The following is a 21,810-nucleotide window of genomic DNA, read 5'->3' on the forward strand; positions in this document are numbered from 1 at the left end:
CCCCCCCACCGCACCCATCCGAGGCGGACCCATGAAGGAACAGGATCGCGAGGAAGCGCTCGAACTCGCCCTCGCCCAGATAGAGAAACGATTCGGTACAGGCTCGGTGATGCGCCTGGGCGACGAGCCCGGGGACCCCGTGGAGACCACCCCCACCGGCTCGATCGCCCTGGACCTCGCCCTCGGCGTCGGCGGTCTGCCGCGCGGCCGCGTCGTGGAGATCTACGGCCCGGAGTCCTCCGGCAAGACGACCCTGGCCCTGCACGCCATGGCCAACGCGCAGAAGGCCGGCAGGACCGCGGCGTTCATCGACGCCGAGTACGGCCTCGACATCGAGTACGCCAGGCGCCTCGGCGTCGACACCGACGCCCTGCTGGTCTGCCAGCCGGACAACGGCGAACAGGCCCTGCAGATCGCCGACACCCTCATCCACTCCGGCGCCCTGGGCCTCGTCGTCATCGACTCCGTCGCCGCGCTCGTCCCGCGCGCGGAGATCGAGGGCGAGATGGGCGACCCGCACGTCGGCCTGCAGGCCCGGCTCATGAGCCAGGCGCTCCGGAAGACCGCCGGCGCGCTGGGCCACTCCGGAACCACGATGATCTTCATCAACCAGCTCCGCGAGAAGATCGGCGTGATGTTCGGCTCCCCGGAGACCACGACCGGCGGCCGCGCCCTGAGGTTCTACGCCTCGGTCCGCCTGGACATCCGCCGGATCGAGACCCTCAAGGACGGCACCGGGCCGGTGGGCAACCGCACCCGCGTCAAGGTGGCCAAGAACAAGGTCGCGCCGCCGTTCCGGCAGGCCGAGTTCGACATCCTCTACGGCCGGGGCATCAGCCGCGAGGGCGAGCTGATCGACCTGGGCGTGGAGCACGGCGTCGTCCGCAAGGCCGGCACCTGGTACACGTACGAGGGCGAGCGGCTCGGCCAGGGCAGGGAGAACGCCCGCGCCTTCCTGGAGGACGACCCCGGCCTCACCGGCCGGATCGAGCGGAAGGTCAGGGACGGACTCGGCATCGGGGCGAAGGGGGAGACCCCGGCGGCGGAGCCCCGGGCCGGCACGGCGAACCGGCCGGCCGCACCCGGCACCGTGCCGTTCGACCCGGCCGCGGCCGGTCGGCGCCTCACCGGGACGCCTCCGCCGGCCCTGACCGGTCCGGCCCCCCGCGTCCTCCTCGACGGCACCCCGGCCGGGCCGTGAAGACCGGCCCGCCGCTCCCTCGCACCGGCGCGCGGCGCACGCCGGTGAACGGGGACGGCACCGCGCTCCCCGCCGCCGCGCCCCGGGACGGGACGCCGGCCCCGGGCGGGAGCACCGCCGGCCGGTCCACCGCTGCGGAGCCGGCCCGCCGGCCGGCCGCGCCCCCCGCCGACGGCGAGGAGCGGGCCACCGAGGCGGCGCTGCGCCCCAAGGGCCTGGACGGGTTCATCGGCCAGGAGCGGGTCCGCGAACAGCTCGACCTCGTCCTCAGGGCGGCCCGCCGGCGCGGCGCCACCGCCGACCACGTGCTGCTCTCCGGCGCCCCGGGGCTCGGCAAGACCACCCTGGCGATGATCATCGCCGCGGAGATGGAGGCCCCGCTGCGCATCACCTCCGGCCCGGCCATCCAGCACACCGGGGACCTGGCCGCGGTCCTGGCCTCGCTCACCGGGGGCGAGATCCTCTTCCTCGACGAGATCCACCGGATGTCCCGGCCCGCCGAGGAGATGCTCTACCTGGCGATGGAGGACTTCCGCGTCGACGTCGTCGTCGGCACCGGCCTCGACGCGACCGCCATGTCCCTGGAGCTGCCGCCCTTCACCCTGGTCGGGGCCACCGTCCGGGCCGGCCTGCTGCTCCCGCCGCTGCGCGACCGCTTCGGCTTCACCGGCCACATGGAGTTCTACGACCCGGCCGAACTGGAGCGCGTCGTCCGCCGCTCCGCCCGGCTGCTGGGGGTGGAGATCGAGCCCGCGGGCGCCGCCGAGATCGCCGGCCGCTCCCGCGGCACGCCCCGCATCGCCAATCGCCTGCTGCGCCGGGTGCGGGACTACGCCCAGGTCACCGCGGACGGCGTGGTCACCCGCGAGATCGCGTCCGCGGCCCTGGGGGTCTACGAGGTCGACGGCCGTGGCCTGGACCGCTTGGACCGGGCCGTGCTGCGCGCCCTGCTGAAGCTGTTCGGCGGCGGACCGGTGGGCCTGGCCACCCTCGCGGTCGCCGTGGGCGAGGAGCGGGAGACGGTGGCGGAGGTCGCCGAGCCGTTCCTGGTCCGGGAGGGGCTGCTGGCCCGGACGCCCCGGGGACGGACCGCGACGCCCGCCGCATGGGCCCACTTCGGGCTCGTACCGCCGCCCGGGCCGCCCCCGGACGGCCTGCCCGGGGCCGCACCGGAGTGACGGTCCCGGACGGGACGACCGGCCCGCGGCCCGCACCGGACGCCGGGACGGGGCCTCGGCGTCAGCGGGGACGGGCCATGGCCGTGACGCGCGCGCAGTCCACGCGCCGACGCGTCACGAGCGGGCACGTGGGGGACAGGAGGACACGCCCCCCGCAGGGCGCCGGTGCCCCGCGCCGCGACGGGGCGGGCGGGCCCGGGTGCCGGGGCGGCCGGCGGATCCCGGCGTGACGGAGGCACCGCCTCCGGCGCGCCCGGGCCGGGCCCCGCGGGCCCCGTCGGAGGCGGTGCTCCGGCCCGCGGGGGAAGCCGGGCACATGCTCCGGGCGCGACGGGGCAGTCGGTGGACATGAGGAGCCGCCGTCGAGGCGGGGCCACGGCCCGGGAGGGCCGTCCGATCACAGGGAGTCACGGTGACCGTCCGCATCGGGGTCGAAGAAGAGTTTCACGTGATCGACATCGAGAGCGGGCAGTCGGTGCCGCGGGCCGGTGCGCTGCTGCGCGCCGTGGAACGGTACGGCGACACCTTCACCGGCGAGCTGCCCCTGTCCGTGGTCGAATCCAACAGCGGGGTCCACGCGACCCTCGACGGGCTCTTCGCCGACCTGACCACCACCCGCGCACGGCTGGACCGCGCCGCCGCCTCCGAGGGCCTGGCCGTCGTCGCGGCCGGCACCGCCCCGCTGGCCCGGCTCGGGACCGTCCCGACCGCCGACGGCGACCCGCGCTACGCGCGCATGGCCGACGCGTACCGGCGGCTCGCGGACGAGCAGCTGATCTGCGGCGTCCACGTCCACGCCGACGTGCCCGACCGGGACGCGGCGGTCCGTGCGCTGTGCGTGATCGCACCGTGGCTGCCGGTCCTGCTCGCCCTCTCCGCGAGTTCGCCGTACTGGCTCGGCGCGGACACCGGGTACGCGAGCTGGCGCACCATGGTCTGGCAGCGCTGGCCCACCGCCGGCCCGCCCGGCTGCTTCGCCGGAGCGGAGGAGTACGACCGGATGGTGGGGGAGCTCGTCGGCTCGGGCGTCATCGGCGACCCCGGCATGATCTATTACGACCTCCGGCCCTCGGCCCACCTGCCCACCCTCGAACTGCGCGTCTGCGACGCCTGCCCGCGCGTCGAGACGGTGGTGCTGATCGCCGCGCTCCACCGCGCGCTCGTGACCGACGCCCTCGCCCGCCTCGACGCCGGAGGGTCCGGCTGCGACGGGAACCACGCCCGGCTGCGCGCGGCGACGTGGCGCGCGGCCCGCTCCGGACTGGAGGGCGAGCTCGTCGACCCGGTGACCCGGCGGCCCGCGCCCGCCCCCGCCGTGGTGCGGCGGATGCTCCGCCGCCTGCGTCCCGCGCTGGAGGCGCACGGGGACTGGGAGGCCGTGCGGTCCCTCGCGGAGGAGGCCCTCGCCCGGGGGAGCGCAGCGGAACGGCTGCGGACGGCGGTGGCGCGGGAGGACCTGCTCGCGGGGGTGGACCGGCTCCTCGCGGACACGCGGGGGAGGGCCCGGCCCGCCGCCCGGCCCCCGCGTCCCGCCGCGAAGGACCGGGCCGCCCGCGACGACGGACGGGCGGCGGCGGGAGCACGGTGAGCCCGCCCGGCGCCGGCGGCCCCCGGGCGCCCGTGCGGGCCGCCCGCCCCACCGGAACGAGCCCGGCCCCGCACCGCCCGGCCGCTCTCCCCGCCCGCCCGTCCCCACCGACCACACCGGCACCGGCCCCACCGACATCGACACCGGCCACACCGGCACCGGCCACACCGGCACCGACCACACCGGCACCGGCCCCACCGACATCGACACCGACCACACCGGCACCGGCCACACCGGCATCCGACCGGTGCGCCGTCCGACCGGTGCACCGTCCGAACGAACCACCGTCCGAGGAGGGACGCACATGCGAAAACGTTTCCGTCCGCCCATCCACCCCGCCGATGGCCCGTCCGGCACCCGACGGGCGAGCGGGTGCCTCACCGCGGGAGGTGGCGTCCCGTGTGCGGCCTGACCGGTGAGATGAGGTTCGACGGGAGCCGTCCCGACGCGGCGGCGGTGGACCGCATGGCCGACCGGCTGGCGGCCAGGGGGCCCGACGGACGCGGCCTGTGGTCCGCGGGCGCCATCGCCCTGGGCCACCGGCGGCTCAGGATCATCGACCTGAGCGACCGGGGCGGTCAGCCCATGACCGACACCGACGCCGGTCTGACCTGCGTCTTCAACGGCTGCATCTACAACTACCAGGACCTCAGGCAGGAGCTGCGGGAACTCGGGCACACCTTCACCACCACCTCGGACACCGAGGTCGTCCTCAAGGCGTACCGCCAGTGGGGCACCGACTTCGTGACGCGCCTCGTCGGCATGTTCGCCGTCGCGCTGGCGGAGCACCGTACCGGCCGGCTGGTCCTGGCCCGCGACCGGCTCGGCATCAAGCCCCTCTACCTCGCCGAGACCCCCGGCCGGCTCCGCTTCGCCTCCACGCTGCCGGCCCTGCTCGCGGGCGGCGGCGTCGACACCTCCCTCGATCCGGTCGCGGCCCACCACTACATGAGCTGGCAGTCCACGGTCCCCGCGCCGCACACGATCCTGGCCGGGGTGCGCAAGCTCCCGCCGGCCACCGTCCGCGTCGTGGAACCGGACGGCACCCGCACCGACCGCGTCTACTGGCGGGCCTCCTACACGCGCCGCGCGGAGTTCGCCGGCATGGGCGCCCCGGAGTGGCGGGACGCCGTCCTCGACGCCCTCCGCACCGCGGTGCGCCGCCGGATGGTGGCCGACGTGCCCGTCGGCGTGCTCCTCTCCGGCGGCCTGGACTCCAGCCTGATCGTGGCCCTGCTGGCCGAGGAAGGACAGGCGGACCTCGCGACCTTCAGCGTCGGCTTCGAGACGGAGGCCGGCGAGGAAGGGGACGAGTTCTTCTACTCCGACCTCGTCGCCCGGCGCTTCGGGACCGACCACCACCAGCTGATGGTGCCGTCCGACCGGGTCTCCACCGCGCTGGACGCGGCGGTCGCCGCCATGAGCGAACCCATGACGAGCCACGACGTCGTCGCCTTCCACCTCCTGTCGGAGCTGGTCGCGAAGGAGGTCAGCGTCGTCCAGAGCGGTCAGGGCGCCGACGAGGTCTTCGCCGGCTACCGCTGGCACCAGGAGCTCGCGGGGGTCCCGCGCGCCGCGGAGCCCGGCCGGTACGCCGAGGTGTACTTCGACCGCAGCCACGCGGACCTGGAGAAGATCCTGCAACCGGACGTGCTGCCGCTGCGCGACGTGTCCCGGGAGTACGTCGAGACCCACATGGCCGAACCGGGCGCCGAGACGGCGATCGACGCGGGACTGCGCATCGAGACCCACGTGATGCTCGTCGACGACCCCGTGAAGCGGGTCGACAACATGACCATGGACTGGGGCCTGGAAGCCCGGGTGCCCTTCCTCGACCACGAGCTGGTCGAGCTGGCGGCCGCCTGCCCGCCCGAGCTGAAGCTCTCCCAGGGCGGCAAGGGAGTCCTCAAGGACATCGGGCGGACGATCCTCCCCCGCGGAGTGGTCGACCGTCCCAAGGGGTACTTCCCCGTCCCCGCCATCCACCACCTCGCCCCGCCCGTCATGGCGCGCGTCCGCGACGCCCTGGCCGCCCCCGCCGCCCGTTCCCGCGGGCTGTTCCGCGAGGAGTACGTCGCCTCCCTCCTGGAGGCGCCCGACGACCACCGCGCCCACCGCGGGCAGAACGCCCTGTGGCAGGTAGCGTTGCTGGAGATATGGCTGCAGACGCACGGAATCGACTGACCGGAGGAGGCCGGCCGGGCGCGCCCGCGGCGCAGCCCCTGCCCGCCGGGGCGGGGCACCCCGACGCCCCGCCGCTCCAGAGCGCGCACGCCTGCTGGTACCCGTCCGCCGACCCGGGCGGCGAGCGCGTCGCGTTCGTCTGCGACCGGGGCGGCTCGCCGCAGCTGTGGGCCGGCCCGGCCGACGGCGACCGCGCGCGTCCGCTGGACACCGCGCCCGACCACGTCACGGAGGTCGCCTGGTCGCCGGACGGCCGGTGGATCGCGTACACCGTCGCCCCCGGGGGCAGCGGGCACACCCGCGTCCTGTGCGTCCGCCCCGACGGCTCGGACCGCAGGGTCCTCGCCGGGGCGGAGCCCGGCACCTCCGCCTCCCTGGGGTGCTGGGTGGGTGACGGCTCGGCGCTGGCCGTCACCGTCGCCGAGCCCGTCGACGGGGCGGGGGAGCCCGTCCGGCCCGCCCAGGACCCCTCCGTCCGGCCGGACCGCGACGGACCCGCCACGCTCCTCGGCGCGGGCGGCCGCCCGGGGCCCGTGCGCGACCGCCTCGGCGCCTATCTGATCGACCCCGACGGCGTCCGCCCTCCGGTCCTGCTCGCCGACGAGTCCGGGGCGGCCACGCTGCGCGTCTGCGACGTCAGCCGCGACGGACGGCTCGCGCTGCTGCGGCGCGGGCCGCGCGGCGGACGGGAGGCGGTCGTGGTCCGCGTCGCCGACCGGACCGCCGCCTGCACCCTCCCGGTCGCCGACGGCGACCCGTGGATCGGCCGCTTCTCGGCCGACGCCCGGACGGTGTGGCTGCGCAGCGACCACGGTGCCGAGTTCGCCGCCCTGCTCGCCCTGGGAGTGGACGAGGACGGCCGGCGGACCGGTCTGCGCGAGATCGCCCGCAGAGCCGCACAGGACCTGGAGCTGTTCGCGCTCGTCGAGGACGGGCGCCGCGCCGCCCTCGTCTGGAACGCCGGCGGGACCAGCGAGATGGAGACCCTCGCCCTGCCCGCGCCGGAGGCCCGGGAGGTGCGGGTTCCGCCGCGGGCGGTGGCGCTCGACCACGAGGTCGTCACCCGCGTCGCCGCCGCGGGCCCGTACGGCCTGGTGGCCGCCCTGGCCGGGTCGCAGCGCCGCCCCGGGGTCTGGCACCTGGCCGACGCCTCGACCGCGCTCCGTACCCCGTGGACCGCGCGGGACGCCGACACCGTCCCCCCCGGCCCCGCGCCGGTCCGCCCGGTCCCGATGCGGCCGAAGGCCCGCGACGGGCTGCGGCTGGGCGGCTGGTACCACCGCGCACCCGGCCGCGCGTCCGGCGAGCCCGCGCCCTGCGTGGTCCACCTGCACGGCGGTCCCGAGGAGCAGGAACGCCCGGTCTTCGACCCCCTGTACCACGAGCTCACCGGCCGCGGCCTGGACGTCTTCGCGCCCGACGTCCGCGGCTCCTCGGGCTGGGGCCGCGCCTTCCGCGACGCGGACCTCGGCGAAGGACGCTTCGCCGCCATCGACGACGTCGCCGACTGCGTCGCCCACGCCGTCGAGGCCGGTCTCGCCGACGTCCGGCGCCTGGCCGTCATGGGCCACTCGTACGGCGGCTATCTGACGCTCGCCTCGCTCGTCCGGCACCCCGGGCTCTTCCGCACCGGCGTCACCGTCTGCGGCATGTCGGACCTCACGACCTTCTTCGCCACCACGGAGCCCTGGCTGGCCGAGTCGGCGGCCCACAAGTACGGGCACCCCGAACGCGACCGGGCGCTGCTGCGCGCCCTCTCGCCCATGAGTCGCGTCGACGCCCTGCGCGTCCCCCTGCTCGCCGTGCACGGGGCCCACGACACCAACGTGCCGCCGAGCGAGTCCGAGCAGATCGTGCGCGCCGCGCGGGAGCGCGGCCACGAGGCCGAGCTGCTGCTCCTCCACGGCGAGGGCCACGACTTCCGCCGCGCCGACAGCCGCCGTCTCTTCCGGCGGACCGCCGCGGACTGGATCGAGAAGCGCCTCGGCTGACCCCCGGCGTCTCCCGCGGCCCCGCTATCCGTCCGCGAGCACCCGGTCGACCCGGGCCGCGGCCGTGGCGAGGAGCGTGTCGATGTCGGCGTCCTCGTCGGTGAGGACGCCGGCCATCACGTCGTCGAGGATCTCGTAGATCTCCTGGGCCTTCGGCGGTTCGGCCTTGCCCGGGACGGGGTTGTCCATGAAGGTCCTGAAGTGGGCGACCGGCACGGTGGCGTGCTCCACGCGCGCGGCGTCGTCCTTGGCCTTGGTCCTGCCGAGCCAGAAGTTCGGCTGGGGGAGGCCGACCGGCAGGCCGTCGGCCTTGGTGCGGGCCCAGTCGAACTGGCCCTTGCCGACCGTGGCGAACTTGAAGCTGAGCCAGGCGACGGCGGCCTTGATCTTGTCGGGCGCGATGCCCTGCTTGATCATGTAGTTGTTGCCGCCGGCCAGGGTGTTCCTGCCGCCCGGGATCGGGCCCATGCCGAAGTTCTCGTACTTCGCGCCGAGTTCCTGCACCATGTACGCGATGTCGTCGGGCGCGGCGAGGAACATGCCGAGCTTGTCGGTGGCGATCCGCTTCTGGAGGTCGCCCCACTTCAGCAGCTGGGTCCCGCCCATGCTGTCGTCCTCCCAGCGCATGGCGTGGAGGTTCCTCGCGACCTGCCGGCCGAGGCGGTCGTCGAAGGCGGCCCGGGTGCCGCTCGCGTCGACGACGTCGCCGCCGAGGCTGTAGAGCTGGGCGGTGAAGTGCCAGCCGCCGGTGTTGCCGGCGCTGTACTCGCCGAAGCCGGCGATGTCCTTGCCGAGACCCGCGATCTTCCTGGCGGCGGCCCGGACCTCCTCCCAGGTCCGCGGCGGGGCGTCGGGGTCCAGGCCGGCGTCCTCGAACAGCTTGCGGTTGATCAGCAGGCCCATGGTGTAGTTGCTCGTCGGCAGGCCGTACAGGCGGCCCTTGTGCCGCAGGGAGTCGAGGACGTCCGGGTTGACGTCCTTGAGGAGCGGTACCGACCACGGGTGCACGTAGGCGGAGATGTCCTGGGCGCCGTCCTCGGCGAGGACCTGGGGCAGGTCGGTGAAGTAGGTGTAGAAGACGTCCGGCTGCGACTTCGCCTTGAGCATGGCGGTGAAGCGCGGCGGCTCCAGGCACTGGCCGGGGGTGGAGCGGCCCTCGATGGTGACGTTGGGGTACGTCTTGTTGAACTCTGCGACGTCCTCCTTCCACTCCTTCAGCTCGGCCGCCTTCGCCGCCGGCGGCATGCAGTCGATCGTGATCGTCACCTTCGTCCTCGGGTCCAGCAGCGTCGTGGGGTCCGAGGAGTCCCCGCCCCCGGACGCTCCGCCCCCTTCGCCGCAGGCGGCGAGCGAGAGGGCCAGGAGGACGGCCGCGGCGGCGCGGCGCCCGCGGCGGAACAGGACACTTCTCATCGGGGTTCCCCTTCGGGACGGGTGTGCGGAAGAGCGTCGCCCCCGGCGGTACGCGAGGTTCCGTGGAAGCGGGGAGGATCGTGGACGAGGCAAGGGAGTACGGGAACCTCACCGTGCGGCGGGCGCGGGAGCCGGACGCGGAGGCGCTGGCGGAGACCGACGCGCTCGCCGTCGCGGGGGACGCCGGACGGCGGGCCGCCATCGGGGAGTGGTGCCGCCGGGGCCTGGCGGCCGTGGCGGAGGACGCGTCCGGCCCGCTCGGCTACCGCGTGGTCGAGTACACGTTCTTCGGGCACGGCTTCGTCGCGATGCTGACGGTGGCCCCGCGGGCGCGGCGGAGGGGCGTGGGGCGGCTCCTGCTGGACGACGCGGCCGCGACGTGCGCGACCCCGAAGCTGTTCACCTCGACCAACGTCTCCAACCAGCCGATGCAGGGGCTGCTCCTGCGGGCCGGATGGGAGCCGGTCGGCCTCCTGCACGGTCTCGACGAGGGCGACCCCGAGCTGTTCTACCTGCACCGGCCGCGGGCCGGCTAGGCGCACCCCCCGGCCGACGGGGCCGGCGCCCCCCGCGGGATGCGGGGGGCGCCGGCGTACGCGGCCGCGGGTGCGGACGGTTCAGCAGGGGTTGATGTTGATCTTGAAGTTGGTGGTGTTCCGGATGTTCTCGGCGTTGTCCTGCATGCGCAGGCAGTTGAACGTCGCCTCGCCGACGGCGGGGCCCTGACCGGGCTCGGGCATCTCGTTGGCCCAGATGCCGATGCCGGACCTGGCGTCCCAGGCGTCGCCGCTCCGCTTCGCGCCCGTGATGGAGATGTCGGTGAAGACGGTGTCCTTCACCGGGTTCTCCGGCTGCGAACCGGTGTACTTGGTCTGGAACATGATGCCGCTGTAGGTGGGGTCGACGATGTCCACGTGGCTCACCCGGATCCCCTGGAAGACCTTCGAGGCGGAGAAGATCCAGATGCCGGGGAAGGACTGGTTGCCCCAGAAGTGGCCGCCCGCCCGGACGATCGAGATGTTCTCGAAGTTCGTCGGGACGGTCCCGAAGCCGTTCATCGGGTAGCCGAAGTCCAGCGACGAGATGGTGATGCCGGAGTAGACGAGGGTGTCGGCGATGTGGATGTTGCGGAAGGTGTTGTTGTAGCCGCCGTACACCGCGATGCCCGCGGCCCGCCACGTGAGCGTGGTGGTGAGGTTCTCGTAGACGTTGTTCTTCATGTCCGCGCCGCCGGCGTCGATCGCCGAGAAGAGCGCGAAGCTGTCGTCGCCGGTGGCCCGGGCGTCGTTGTTGGACACCAGGTTGTCCGTCGAGCCGTTGGTCATGTTGACGCCGTCGGCGAACATGTTCCGGATCCGGGAGTTCTTGATCGTCATCCGGTCGGTGTTGGCGCCCCAGTAGAGGCACACCATGTGCTCGTTCCAGATGTCGTCGATGACGACGTCCGCGACGTTCGCGAAGTCGAAGACCTTGCCCGGGCCGTCGATGCGGGTGACGTAGTTGCCGAAGTAGGCGAAGCCCTTGAAGAGCGAACCGTTCGCCGTGGCCTCGGCGCGGAAGCCGATGTCGGTGTTGTCCTGCGTGGTCGGCGCGTGGAACTTCGTGAACCACGGGCCGGCGCCGACGACCTTGACCGCCTTGCCGTAGACCTGGAACTTGCTGGAGGTCTGGTAGTCACCGGCCGGCAGGTAGACGCCGACGAGCTTCCCGGTGGTGTCCATGCGGACCTTGTCGAGGGCGTTCTGCACGTCCTGGTGCGTGAAGCCGGCCGGCACCGTGTAGGCGGCCGGGTCCGGGTTCGCGACCGGGGCGACCTGCTCCAGGTTCACGAAGTCGATCGCGTAGTGCGCGGCCGAGTTCGCGGAGTCCTTCTGGAGCCTGATCCTGCTGCCGGCGGGGACGGTCTCCCCGAACATCAGGTTCGCCTCGTCGTAGATGTGGCGCGGGGCGCCGGAACCCGGGTCGTTGCCGGGACCGGCCTCGGCGCCGTACAGCCAGGCGTACTTCGAGGTGAGCGGCAGCGCCTTCTTGAACACGCCGTCGACGTAGACGTTCAGGGTGGTGCTGATGCCGCCGCCGCCGGGCGCGTCCGGGATCGAGAAGCGGGTGACCAGGGTGTTGGTCGCGGCGCGGGTGGTGAACTCGACGTACTCGCCGGTCGCGTCCAGGGTGACGGCCTTGCGGCCGGACGCCTCGCCCGCGATGTCGCCGACGGTCCGGTTGGGCCCGACGACGGAGGCCCCGCCGCCGGCGGCGCCGTCCTCCGCCTCGTACATCGTGTACGGCATGTTCGCGCCGCGGCCGACGAAGAGGGACTGCGTCTGGGTGTTGTTGCCGCGCTTGACCGGCAGTTCGTTCGCGTCGTCGGCGAGGACGGTGCGGACCGTGTACGAGCCGTTGACGGCGGTCCACGTGCCGAGGCTGACGTCGGCCGTGGCGCCGGGCGCGAGCGCCCCGCCGTGGGACCCGGTCAGCGTCCTGACCACGCCGCCCTGGGCGTTGAGGAGCTCCAGGGTGACGCCGTGGGAGCCGGCCGTGGTGGCCGTGGTGCCCTGGTTCCGCACCGCGACCTTGAAGGTCACGGCGTCGCCGGCCTTCGGGCTGGACGGGGTGGTGGTGACCGAGGACACGACGAGGTCCGCGCTCGCGACCGGCTTCACCACGAGGGCGGTGGACCGGGTGTGGGCGTTGTTGGTCTCGTTCTGCTCCACGACCTCGTTCGCCTCGTCGGCGACCGCGCTCAGCTCGTACGAGCCCGCGGCGCGCACGCCGATGGAGACGGGGACGGTGGCCTGCTCGCCGGGGGCCAGCGCCGGGGCCTGCCCGGTCGCGACCTTGGTGCCGCCGAGGCGGACGGCGACCTTGCTCGCCGCCGCGGGCGCGGGGCCGTCGTTGCGGACGACCGCCGAGACGGTGATCTCGTCGTCCTCCTCGGGCGCGGCGGGCGTGGTGGACAGTCCGGTGACGGTCAGGTCCGGGTTGGGCGCGGGCACGCCCACGACCTGGAACTCGGCGATCTGGCCGCCGGGCGCGCCGGTGTTGGCGGTGAACTTCAGCTGGACGTCCGCGAGCCGCGCGGTCAGCGGGATCGTGACCGTGTTGCCGCTCGCCGGGTCGAAGGAGTAGCCCCTGGCCGCGACCCTGCTGGTGAAGCCGGCGGCGCTCTGCTCGCGGCCGAGGACCTCCAGGGTCTGGGTGCGGGCCTGCCACGCCTGGGCCGGGTCGAGCTTCAGCACGAGCCGGTCGACGTCGGCGTTGGCGCCGAGCTTGACGGTGAGGGTCTGCGGGTAGGCGCCGCCCCCGCCCTCCCAGTAGGTGGCGGTGCTGTTGTCGTTGGCGTTGGCCGCGGCGAAGTTCCCCGTCGCCGAGGACGCCTCGATCGCCTTGCCGACGGAGAGGTTGGAGCCGGTGCCGCCGGTGCCGTTGCGGGTGACGCTGTTGGAGGCGACCGAGGCGTTGCCCGCCGCGTCCTTCGCGACCACGTGGTAGGCGACCGTGGCGCTCGCCGGCTGGGTGTCGGTGTAGGTGGTGGTCTGGCCCGAGACGCTGCCGCGCAGGACGTTGTTGGCGTAGACGTCGTAGGCGGTGACGCCGCGGTCGTCGGTGGCGGCCGTCCAGGTCAGCTTCACCTGGCCGCTCGCGGGCTCGGTGAACCCGAGGTTCGCGGGGGCGGTGGGGGCCTGGGTGTCGCCGCCGTCGCCGGTGCGGGTGACGGTGTTGCTGTCCCCGGACTGGTTGCCGGCCGCGTCCTTGGCCCGGACCCGGTAGGAGACCGTCTGGCCGGCCGGGCGGTTGTCGGTGAAGCTCGTGACGTCGCCCGCGACGGAGGTCAGCAGGACGTTGTTGGCGTAGACGTCGTAGCCGGAGACCCCGACGTTGTCGGTCGAGGCGTTCCAGGTGAGCCTGATCTGGCCGGTCGCCGGCTGGGTGTAGGCCAGGTTCGCGGGGGCGGACGGGGCCTGGGTGTCGCCGGTGGCCGGTCCGTAGACCTCCAGCTCGGATATCTGGGCGGCGGGCTGGACGGTGTTCGCGGTCACCAGCACGCGCACGTAGCGGGTGGTGGTGGAGTCCAGCGTGATCGTCGCGGTGTTGTCGTTGCCCGCGTCGAAGGCGTACGCCCGGGAGGCCGAGAGGTCCGTGAAGGCGGTGCCGTCGGTGCTGCCCTGGATCTTCAGGGTCTGGCTGCGGGCGCCCCAGCCGGCGGGCAGCTTGAGGACGACCCGGTTGACGGCGACGGAGGCGCCGAGGTCGGCCTGGAGCCACTGCGGCAGCGCGTTGTTGCCGCTCTCCCAGTAGCTGGCCCGGTTGCCGTCGTTGGCGTTGGGCGCGGCGTACACCTCGGTGTGGCTGCTGGCGGTGAGGGTCTTGCCCGCGGCGAGGTTCGCGGAGGAGCCCTCGGCCGCGTGCACCTCCAGCTCGGAGAGCTGGGCGGCCTGCCAGCCGGTGTTGGCGGTGACGTTGACCCGTACGAAGCGGGTCTGCGTGGCCGGGAAGGCGACGGTGACCGTGTTGGCCGAGCCGGGGCTGAAGGTGTAGGTGGCGGAGGCCTTCAGGGTGGAGAAGCTGGTGCCGTCCGCGCTGCCCTGGACGGACAGGGTCTGGTTCCGGGCCTCCCAGCCGGCGGGCAGCCGCAGGACCACCTCGTCGACGCGGGTGGCGGTGCCGAGGTCGGCCTGCACCCACTGGGGGAGGGAGCCGCCGGCGCTCTCCCAGTACGTGCCCTGGTTGCCGTCGGTGACGCTGCCGGCGGAGAAGCCGGACTGGGCGCTGCTCGCGGCGGCGGCGTCGCCGAGCGCGATGTTGGGCCCGCCGGCGGCGTGGGCGGCCATCAGGGGGCCGCCCAGCGCCAGCAGGCTCGTCGCGATCGCGGCGCTCAGGCACCGTGATCGCCAGGTGGGGGTTCTCATCGTTCCTCGCTTCTCGATGGAGGGGGTGCGGCGGGGACGCCCGGTTGCGGAGCCGGGCGTCCCCGCCGGGGGAAGGGCCTCAGCCCTGGTGGAAGACGAACTGCGTGCCGGGCTGCGAGCAGACGTCGCCCTTGGCCGAGTTCGTGACGGTGACGTTCGTCAGCGTGGCGCTGCCGCGCGCACCGCCCATCGCGAGGATTCCGCAGCCGTTGAGCGACTTGTCGATCTTCACGTTCGTGACCTTGACGTTCGGCATGGCGCCGCCGCCGGTCTTGAACTGGATGCCGTCGTAGGTCGACTCGTGGATGTCGGTGTCCCGGATGGTGACGCCCGGGATGTCGGGACCCTGCGCGAAGAGGGTGATGGCGCCGAACTCCTGGTCCTCGTTCCAGAAGGCTCCGCCGGTGCGGTACAGGGCGTTGTTGGCGATCAGCGTCTGCCCGGAGAAGGGGATCGGGTCGTGGTCGGTGGCGAGCATGATCCCCGGGTAGTTCATGGTGTCGGAGACCACGTTGTTCTCGATGGTGTTGCCGTAGCCGCCGTAGACCGCGATGCCGTTGGCCCGCCAGGGCAGCTGGACCGTGTTGTTGCGGAAGTGGTTGTCGTGGCCGACGTCCACCGAGGTGTCCTTGACGTACTTGTTGGCCCACACCGCGAGGGCGTCGTCGCCGGTGTTGCGGAACGACGAGTTGTAGACGGTGGAGTTGCGGGTGCCGTTGGAGAAGTTGACGCCGTCTGCGTAGGTGTTGCGGATGCGCATGCCGCTGAACTCCACGCCGTCGCCGGGGTTCCACAGCTCGGGGATGTTGGTGTAGTCGCGGCCGACCCAGGCGGCGACGTTGGCGTGCTCGATCCAGACGTTGCTGATCTTCGTGTTCTTGCCGAAGCGGCCGTTGAGGCCGACGCCGCCCTCCTCGTCGGCGTTGTTGCCGCGGATGGTGCCGGAGCCGAAGATGGCGATGTCCGAGATCTTGGTGTTGTCGTCGATGTCGAAGCCGAAGTTGCCCTCGTGCGGGTGGTTGATCCCGTTGGCGAGGTGCGGCGGGGTCAGCGTGTAGAGCTGCGAGTGCCACATGCCGGCGCCGCGGACGGTGACGTCCCGGATGCCGACCTGGTTGTGCGTGCCCCGGTTCAGCGGGTCGTCGGTGAGGATCTTCTGCTCCTGGCGCCACTGGCCCGCCGGGATCCAGACGCAGGGGATCTCGCCCTTCTGGTCCGCGGTGACGGCGCGCTGGAGGGCGTCGGTGTCGTCGATGCCGTCGTTGGGCACGGCCCCGTACTGGGTGATCGAGACGCACTCCGCGGGCTTCGCGGCCGGCGGGGCGACCTGCTCCAGGTCGATCAGGTCGACGACGTAGAAGGCGGCGTTGTCGCCCGCGTCGCGCTGGAGGCGGAACTTCGTGCCGGCCGGGTAGGACTGGGTCAGCAGGGCGCTGGACTCGTCGAAGAGGCGCCGCGCGTCACCGCCGGGGGTGTTGACGAGCCCCTCCGGCTGGTCGGTGGTGCCGTAGAGCCAGCTGTGCTTGGAGGAGAGGGTCACCTTGCGGACGAACTGGCCGTTCGCGTAGAGGCTGAGGGTGGCCTCCTGGCCGCCGCCGGCCGGCGCGTCCGGTATCGAGTTGCGCACGACGATCGAGTTGGCGGCGTTGGTGGAGGTGAACTCCACGTAGTCGCCCTGGGCGTTGAGGCGAACCGACTCGCGGCCCGAGGACTCGGTGGCGAAGTTGGTGTGCCCGAACGGGCGGGTGGAGTCGGTGTACAGGAGGGTGCCGCGGTAGCTCGCGTCCTCGGCCTCGTACTCGGTGTACGGCACGGCGGCGCCGCGTCCGACGACGAGGGACCGGCCGAAGACGTTGTTGTTCTCGTTGGTCTCGGCGACGGTGCCGGTGGCGTCGGCGGTCGCGGTGAGCGTGACGCCGCCGTCGGTGGCCGTCCAGGTGCCGCTGAGGGCGACGTCCGCGGTGGCGCCCGCGGCGATGGCCGGGGCGGTGCCGTTCAGGGTGGTGGACCCGACGGTGAGGCGCGTGACGCTGCCGGCCGGGACGGAGGACGTGCCGCGGTTCTTGACGGCGACCGTGAAGGAGACGGGCGCGCCGACCGCGGGGGTGGCCGGGTTGGGGGTGATGCCGGTGACCGTCAGGTCCGGGCCCGGGGTCTGCGTGACCGTCAGCTTGCCGGTCGCGGTGCGGCTGTTGTTGCCGTTGTCGAGTTCGGGGACGGTGTCCGTCGGGTCGACGGCCGCCGAGACCGTGTAGGAGCCCTCCGGCCGCTTGCCGAGGGGGACGCTCACGGTCGTCGACTGGCCGGCGGCGAGCGCCGGGACCGGGGCGGCGCCGGCGACGGTGCCCTCGGTGCTGACGTTCACCGTGGTCGCGGGGGCCGCGGCGGTGCCGGCGTTGCGGACCGTGACCCTGGCGGTGACGGCGTCGGCCTCGGACGGGGTGGCCGGCTCCCAGGTGAGCTCGTTGACGACGAAGTCGGGGGCGGGCGCGGCCGTGCCGAGCACCTGGATCTCCGCGACCTGGGCGCCGGGGGCGCCGGAGTTGGAGAAGCCGGTCAGCCGCAGGTCCGAGACGCGGCCGGTGACCGGGATGGTGACGGTGTTCTGGCCCGACGACGGGTTGAAGGCGTAGTCGGCGCGCGCCTTCAGGGTGGTGAAGCCCGTGGCGGCGGAGGAGCGGCCGAGGACCTCCAGGGACTGGGTCCGCGGGCCCCAGGCGGAGTCCGGGTTGAGCTTGACGACCACGGCCTGGACGTCGGCGTCGGAGCCCAGCTTGACGGTGAGCGAGGCGGGGAAGCCGGCCGACTCCCAATAGGTGGCGGTGCTGTCGTCGTTGGCGTTGCCCGCCGCGTAGTTCTGCGTCGTGGACGTCGCCTCGATCGGCTTGTTCCGCGCCAGGTTGGTGCCGGTGACCGGCGGCGGGTCGCCCGGGTCCCCGCCGCCTGCCGTCTCGCCGTAGACCTCCAGTTCGGAGAGCTGGGCGGCGTTCCACGCGGTGTTGGAGCCGACCTGGACCCGGACGAAGCGGGCCGTGGCCGCCGGCAGGTCGATGTTCACCGTGTTGGCGGCGGACGGGGTGAAGGAGCGCGCCTGGGCGGCGGCGATGGTGCTGAACGTGGTGCCGTCGGCGCTGCCGAGGACGGCGAGCGACTCGTTGCGCGCCTCCCAGCCGGTGGGCAGCTTGAGCGCGAGGCGGTCGAGGTCGACCTGGGTGCCCAGGTCGACCTGCACCCACTGCGGGAAGGAGCCCAACGGGCCTTCCCAGTAGGACTGCTGGCTTCCGTCGGTGACGTTGGAGGCCGGGTAGCCGCCGTTCGTTCCGCCGGCTGTCGCCGCCCTGCCGAGGGCGAGGTTGGTCTCGCCCGCGGCCTGCGCGGGGACGGGGAGCAGTCCCACGGAGATCAGGCCTGCCGTCAGCAGACCCACCCCCAACCGCCTGCTCGGATGTGTGCCTCTCATGGTGACCTCTCCGCGATGCGGGCAGGGTCGCGACCCGTCCTCCGTTCCGGAGCAGCCCCCGCCGGCGAACGCACAAGGGAGCTCGGGGGGTTCGACAGGGTCGCGCGCCTGGAGCCCGACATGACTCCGACAAGGATCTAATGACGGCCAGCCACGTTCTTGAGTAACTCTGTGGACCATTTGCGCCGTCAGCCCGCAAGGTTTCTACTGGATGACGACTTTGTCAACGGTCCCCGTCCACTTGCCAACAGAGGACATCTGCCGGAAACGCCGACGGCACCGGTGTCGGAACCGCTCGCGGGCGGGGACACCGGTGCCGTCGGGCACGGACTGTTCAGTTGTCGGACACGGAGTCCCGGAGAGAGGGCGGGGGCCGGGGCCGGCGCCGGGGGGTCAGCGGGCGGGCGGCGGCGGGGCCGTCGAACCGCGGACGACGAGCTCGGGCTCGAAGAGCAGCTCCCCCAGATGGTGCTGCGTTCCCTGGATCTGGGCGATCAGCAGGTCCACGGCGGCGCGCCCCATGGCCTCGATGGGCTGGCGGACCGTCGACAGCGGCGGCTCCGTGCAGGTCATGAAGGCGGAGTCGTCGAAGCCGACGACGGACACGTCGGCGGGAACCGACAGGCCGCGGCGCCGGCCGGCCCTGATCGCACCCAGCGCCAGCGGGTCGCTGCCGCAGGCGATGCCGGTGACGCCGCGGTCCAGGAGCCGGCCCGCGGCGGCCTGCCCGCCCTCCAGGGAGAAGGCGGACCGCTCCACGAATGCGTCGTTCCACTCCGTGCCGGCGGCCGCGGCCGCCGCGCGGGCCGCCTCCAGCTTGCGCCGGGACGGTATGTGGTCCTCGGGGCCGAGCACCAGGCCGATCCGCTCGTGCCCCAGCGAGGCGAGGTGGCGCCACGCCTGCTCGACGGCGACGGCGTCGTCGCAGGAGACGCACGGGAAGTCCAGGCCCTCGATCGACGCGTTGACGAGGACGACCGGGATGCTGCGCTCGGCCAGCCGGTAGTAGTGGTCGTGCGGGGCGTCGGCCTGCGCGAAGAGCCCGCTGGCGAAGACGACGCCGGAGACCTGCTGCTGGAGCAGCAGCTCCACGTAGTCGGCCTCGGAGACGCCGCCCCTGGTCTGCGTGCAGAGGACCGGGGTCAGCCCCTGCTGGGCCAGGGCGCCGCCGATGACCTCGGCGAACGCCGGGAAGATGGGGTTCTGGAGCTCCGGGAGGACCAGGCCGACGAGCCGGGCCCGTTCGCCGCGCAGCTGCGTGGGCCGTTCGTAGCCGAGCACGTCGAGCGCCGTCAGCACGGACCGCCGGGTCGACTCCGAGACCCCGGGCTTGCCGTTGAGGACACGGCTCACCGTGGCCTCGCTGACCCCCACCTTCTTCGCCACCTGAGCAAGTCGTCGCGTCATACACGCAACTCTAGCGCAAAACATGCAAGTCGTTTGCATCGAATTGTCGATGCGAGCGGATTTCCGACGCAAGCGACAGTGGTGTCCGGGGCGTCCGGGCAACGCGGGGCGCCTCCGGGCGCGACGGCCGTGAGGCCGCCGCTCCGGAGGGCGCGGGACGGGCCCCGGCCGCGCGGCCGGGGCTTCGGTGGCGGGGCGTCAGGACCAGGGCGCGGGGGCCGGGGGCGCGACGACCGGCGGTCGGTCGTCGCAGGTGATGGTGTGGGGCAGGAGCCACGGGGCGAGCCAGCCGCCGTCGTTCCCGCCGCGGTCGTCGAGCGTGAACTCGGAGCCGGTGGCGGGGAAGTTGAAGGAGCCGCAGTTGTTCACGCCGACCGCTCCGACGTTGCGGGCGTCGACGTTCTCGAAGGTGGCGGAGCCCTTCGTGCGGGCGCTGACGACGGAGTTGCCGGTGCCGTCGACGCGGATGTCCTTGAAGTGGACCGAGGGGATGGAGAAGCGGTCCTTCACCCCGTACTCGCTGACCAGCATGATCGCGTTGTGGGTGGAGTCGAGGTAGTGGTCCCCGGTGACCCGCACGTCGGCGTCGATGGAGCCGTCCAGGGCGTAGAACCAGAGGGCGCCCAGGCCGATCCGCCAGTTGAGGTCGAGGGTGCCGGCGCGGACCGTGGTGTTGTCGGTGAAGCGGAGGGTGCCGGTGAAGGGTTCGGCGCCGAAGCGGGCCCCGGCGTGGAGTCCGCTGCCCTCGCGCACGGGGTCGGCGACCAGGTTGCCGGCGACGGTGGTGTCGGCGCCGCCGTAGACGGCGATGCCGTTGGCGAGGGTGGGCGACTGGACGGTGTTGCGGGCGAGGGTGTTGCGGGCGTCGGCGGTCTTCTCCGACCAGAGCGCGATGCCGTCGTCGCCGGTGTTGCGGACGAAGTTGTTCCGGACCAGGGAGTCGGTGACGCCGGTGTGGAAGTTGAGGGCGTCGGCGATCTGGTCGGTGATGATGTTGTTCGTGACCCTCACGTTCCGCATGGGGCCGTCGAACCAGAGCCCGACCTTGGTGTGGTGCAGGTAGAGGCCGTCGACGGTGGAGTCGCTCATGGCGCCGCCGATGGCGTTGACCTGGTCGGTGTCGATCCGCTCGCGGACGTCGCCTTCGACGGCGAAGCCGCGCAGGTGGACGTTGCGGCTGCCGCCCTCGGCCGCGGGCTTGCCGTAGAGGCCGACGCCGGTGTGGCGCGAGCCGTCGGGGGCGGGCTCGGCGAGGGTGACCTGACGGCCCTTGAGGACGGTGTGCCAGTTGCCCGCGCCGACGATCGTGACGTCGTCGACGACGATGTGCCGGTCGACGCGGAAGGTGCCCGGCGGGAGGTAGACGGGCCGGTCGAGGCGGCGGGCGAGTGCCACGGCCCGCTCGATGGCGGGGGCGGCGTCGCGGCGGCCGGTCGGGTCGGCGCCGAGGAGGCGCACGTCGATCCCGCCGCGCTCGACGTGCGGCGGGGCGACCAGCTCGGTGTCGAGGAGGTCGATCACCGTCCAGGCGGCGGGGCTGCCGGCCGGCACCGTGAGCCGTACCGTCTCCCCCGCGCGGTACGCCTTCCCGAGGAGCAGCCGCTGCTCGTCGTAGAAGTGGGTGGGCCGGAAGGGCTTCTCGAAGACGGGCGCGGGCGTGGTGGCGGCGGGGACGCAGGCGCACTCGGCGAGCCACCAGTCCGGGTGGAGCAGGCCGGCGCCGGGGTCGTTGGTGAAGGGGTACTGGTTGTAGAGCCAGGAGTACTGCGAGGTCAGCGTCATCGTCCTGCGGTGACGGCCGTCGACGGCGACGTCCAGGGGGGCGGTGATCCCCCCGCCGCCGGCCGCGTCCGGGATGCTGTAGCGGACGGTCAGGGCGTTGGCGGCGCGCGGCAGGGTGAATTCGACGTACTGGCCGGGGACGAGACGGACCGCCTTCCGGCCGGAGGCCTCCGAGGGGAGGGTGTACGGGGTGCGGTCCGGTCCGATGACGGTTCCGGTGGTGCGGGCGTTCTCCGCCTCCTGCTCGTCGAAGGCGACGTCGGCGCCCCGCCCGGCCACGAGCGCCGGGTCGAGGCCGGCCCGGGTGACCACGGGACCGGCGGGAGAGGCGACGGGGGACGGACCGGCGGCCGTGGCGGCTGCGGTACCGCCCGCCGCCTGGCCGAGACAGAGGAGCGCGCAGGCGACGGCGGTGGCTCTGGCACCGGCGCGGACGCGCGGACGGACGCGGCTGGGGATCATCTGGGCTCGCTTCTCGGACGAGAGGGATCCGCGGCGCACGGGCGTCGCGGTGGTGGGCGGGCGCGGTGCGGGCGTCTGCCGACGCCGCGCACCGCGCCTCGTACGCGGAAGCCCCGTTCCCGGCCCCCCACGGATCGGGAACGGGGCTTCCGCAGGGGCCGGGGGTCAGGGTCCCGGCACCTGCCACCGTGCGGCCGCGGCCGACGGAGTCGGCGCCGATCGGCCGCGGCCGCACGG

Annotated in this window: 11 protein-coding genes; 6 read left to right on the forward strand and 5 right to left on the reverse strand. The window is 73.5% G+C overall.

Features of this window, described 5'->3' with window-relative positions; genetic code table 11:
* The first annotated feature begins 31 nt into the window (after positions 1-31).
* The 5 genes from recA to IE287_RS14550 all read left to right on the forward strand — a co-directional run bounded on the left by recA (position 32) and on the right by IE287_RS14550 (position 8,142).
* Positions 32-1,201 (forward strand): recombinase RecA, encoded by a 1,170-nt coding sequence (recA, locus tag IE287_RS14530; RefSeq protein WP_189849440.1) that lies wholly within the window; start codon positions 32-34, stop codon positions 1,199-1,201.
* 44 nt (positions 1,202-1,245) lie between these two features.
* Entirely contained in the window at positions 1,246-2,379 is a 1,134-nt protein-coding gene (gene ruvB / locus IE287_RS14535; RefSeq protein WP_189849441.1) for a Holliday junction branch migration DNA helicase RuvB, read from the forward strand.
* A gap of 448 nt (positions 2,380-2,827) precedes the next feature.
* Complete coding sequence (locus tag IE287_RS14540; RefSeq protein WP_373307849.1) at positions 2,828-3,967, forward strand: carboxylate-amine ligase; 1,140 nt, start codon at positions 2,828-2,830, stop codon at positions 3,965-3,967.
* Positions 3,968-4,366: 399 nt separating this feature from the next.
* Positions 4,367-6,151 carry an N-acetylglutaminylglutamine amidotransferase gene (locus IE287_RS14545; RefSeq protein WP_189849443.1) on the forward strand — a complete coding sequence of 595 codons (1,785 nt, stop codon included), beginning with the start codon at positions 4,367-4,369 and terminating at the stop codon, positions 6,149-6,151.
* A complete protein-coding gene (locus tag IE287_RS14550) occupies positions 6,124-8,142 on the forward strand; it encodes an alpha/beta fold hydrolase (protein WP_189849444.1) in 2,019 nt (672 codons plus the stop codon). The genes IE287_RS14545 and IE287_RS14550 overlap by 28 nt, the downstream gene beginning before the upstream one ends.
* Before the next feature lie 24 nt (positions 8,143-8,166).
* Here IE287_RS14550 and IE287_RS14555 read toward each other — a convergent pair whose 3' ends face one another.
* On the reverse strand, positions 8,167-9,555 hold the full coding sequence (locus tag IE287_RS14555; protein ID WP_189849445.1) for an extracellular solute-binding protein: 1,389 nt from the start codon (positions 9,553-9,555) through the stop codon (positions 8,167-8,169).
* Positions 9,556-9,635: 80 nt separating this feature from the next.
* On the opposite strand from IE287_RS14555, the gene IE287_RS14560 reads away from it, so the two are divergent.
* On the forward strand, positions 9,636-10,091 hold the full coding sequence (locus tag IE287_RS14560) for a GNAT family N-acetyltransferase (RefSeq protein WP_229883487.1): 456 nt from the start codon (positions 9,636-9,638) through the stop codon (positions 10,089-10,091).
* 81 nt (positions 10,092-10,172) lie between these two features.
* On the opposite strand, the gene IE287_RS14565 is transcribed toward IE287_RS14560, so the two are convergent.
* The 4 genes from IE287_RS14565 to IE287_RS14580 form a co-directional block, all read right to left on the reverse strand.
* A complete protein-coding gene (locus IE287_RS14565) occupies positions 10,173-14,462 on the reverse strand; it encodes a discoidin domain-containing protein (protein WP_189849446.1) in 4,290 nt (1,429 codons plus the stop codon).
* A 79-nt stretch (positions 14,463-14,541) separates the two neighbouring features.
* A complete protein-coding gene (locus IE287_RS14570; protein ID WP_189849447.1) occupies positions 14,542-17,922 on the reverse strand; it encodes a CARDB domain-containing protein in 3,381 nt (1,126 codons plus the stop codon).
* Between the two features lie 393 nt (positions 17,923-18,315).
* The gene (locus IE287_RS14575) at positions 18,316-19,329 is read right to left on the reverse strand and encodes a LacI family DNA-binding transcriptional regulator (RefSeq protein WP_229883488.1); all 1,014 of its coding nucleotides are present in this window, start codon (positions 19,327-19,329) and stop codon (positions 18,316-18,318) included.
* 198 nt (positions 19,330-19,527) lie between these two features.
* Positions 19,528-21,573, reverse strand: coding sequence for a glycosyl hydrolase family 28-related protein (locus IE287_RS14580; RefSeq protein ID WP_189849449.1), 2,046 nt, complete (start codon positions 21,571-21,573; stop codon positions 19,528-19,530).
* Positions 21,574-21,810: the final 237 nt, after the last annotated feature.

Origin of the sequence: Streptomyces omiyaensis (assembly GCF_014650895.1) — a bacterium.
Classification (GTDB): domain Bacteria; phylum Actinomycetota; class Actinomycetes; order Streptomycetales; family Streptomycetaceae; genus Streptomyces; species Streptomyces omiyaensis.

Excerpts from the sequence above, each read along its gene's own strand:
- recA (WP_189849440.1), top strand. The coding sequence starts at position 32 with ATGAAGGAACAGGATCGCGAGGAAGCGCTCGAACTCGCCCTCGCCCAG.
- IE287_RS14550 (WP_189849444.1), top strand. The coding sequence starts at position 6,124 with ATGGCTGCAGACGCACGGAATCGACTGACCGGAGGAGGCCGGCCGGGC.
- IE287_RS14555 (WP_189849445.1), bottom strand. The coding sequence starts at position 9,555 with ATGAGAAGTGTCCTGTTCCGCCGCGGGCGCCGCGCCGCCGCGGCCGTC.
- IE287_RS14565 (WP_189849446.1), bottom strand. The coding sequence starts at position 14,462 with ATGAGAACCCCCACCTGGCGATCACGGTGCCTGAGCGCCGCGATCGCG.
- IE287_RS14570 (WP_189849447.1), bottom strand. The coding sequence starts at position 17,922 with ATGAGAGGCACACATCCGAGCAGGCGGTTGGGGGTGGGTCTGCTGACG.
- IE287_RS14575 (WP_229883488.1), bottom strand. The coding sequence starts at position 19,329 with ATGACGCGACGACTTGCTCAGGTGGCGAAGAAGGTGGGGGTCAGCGAG.
- IE287_RS14580 (WP_189849449.1), bottom strand. The coding sequence starts at position 21,573 with ATGATCCCCAGCCGCGTCCGTCCGCGCGTCCGCGCCGGTGCCAGAGCC.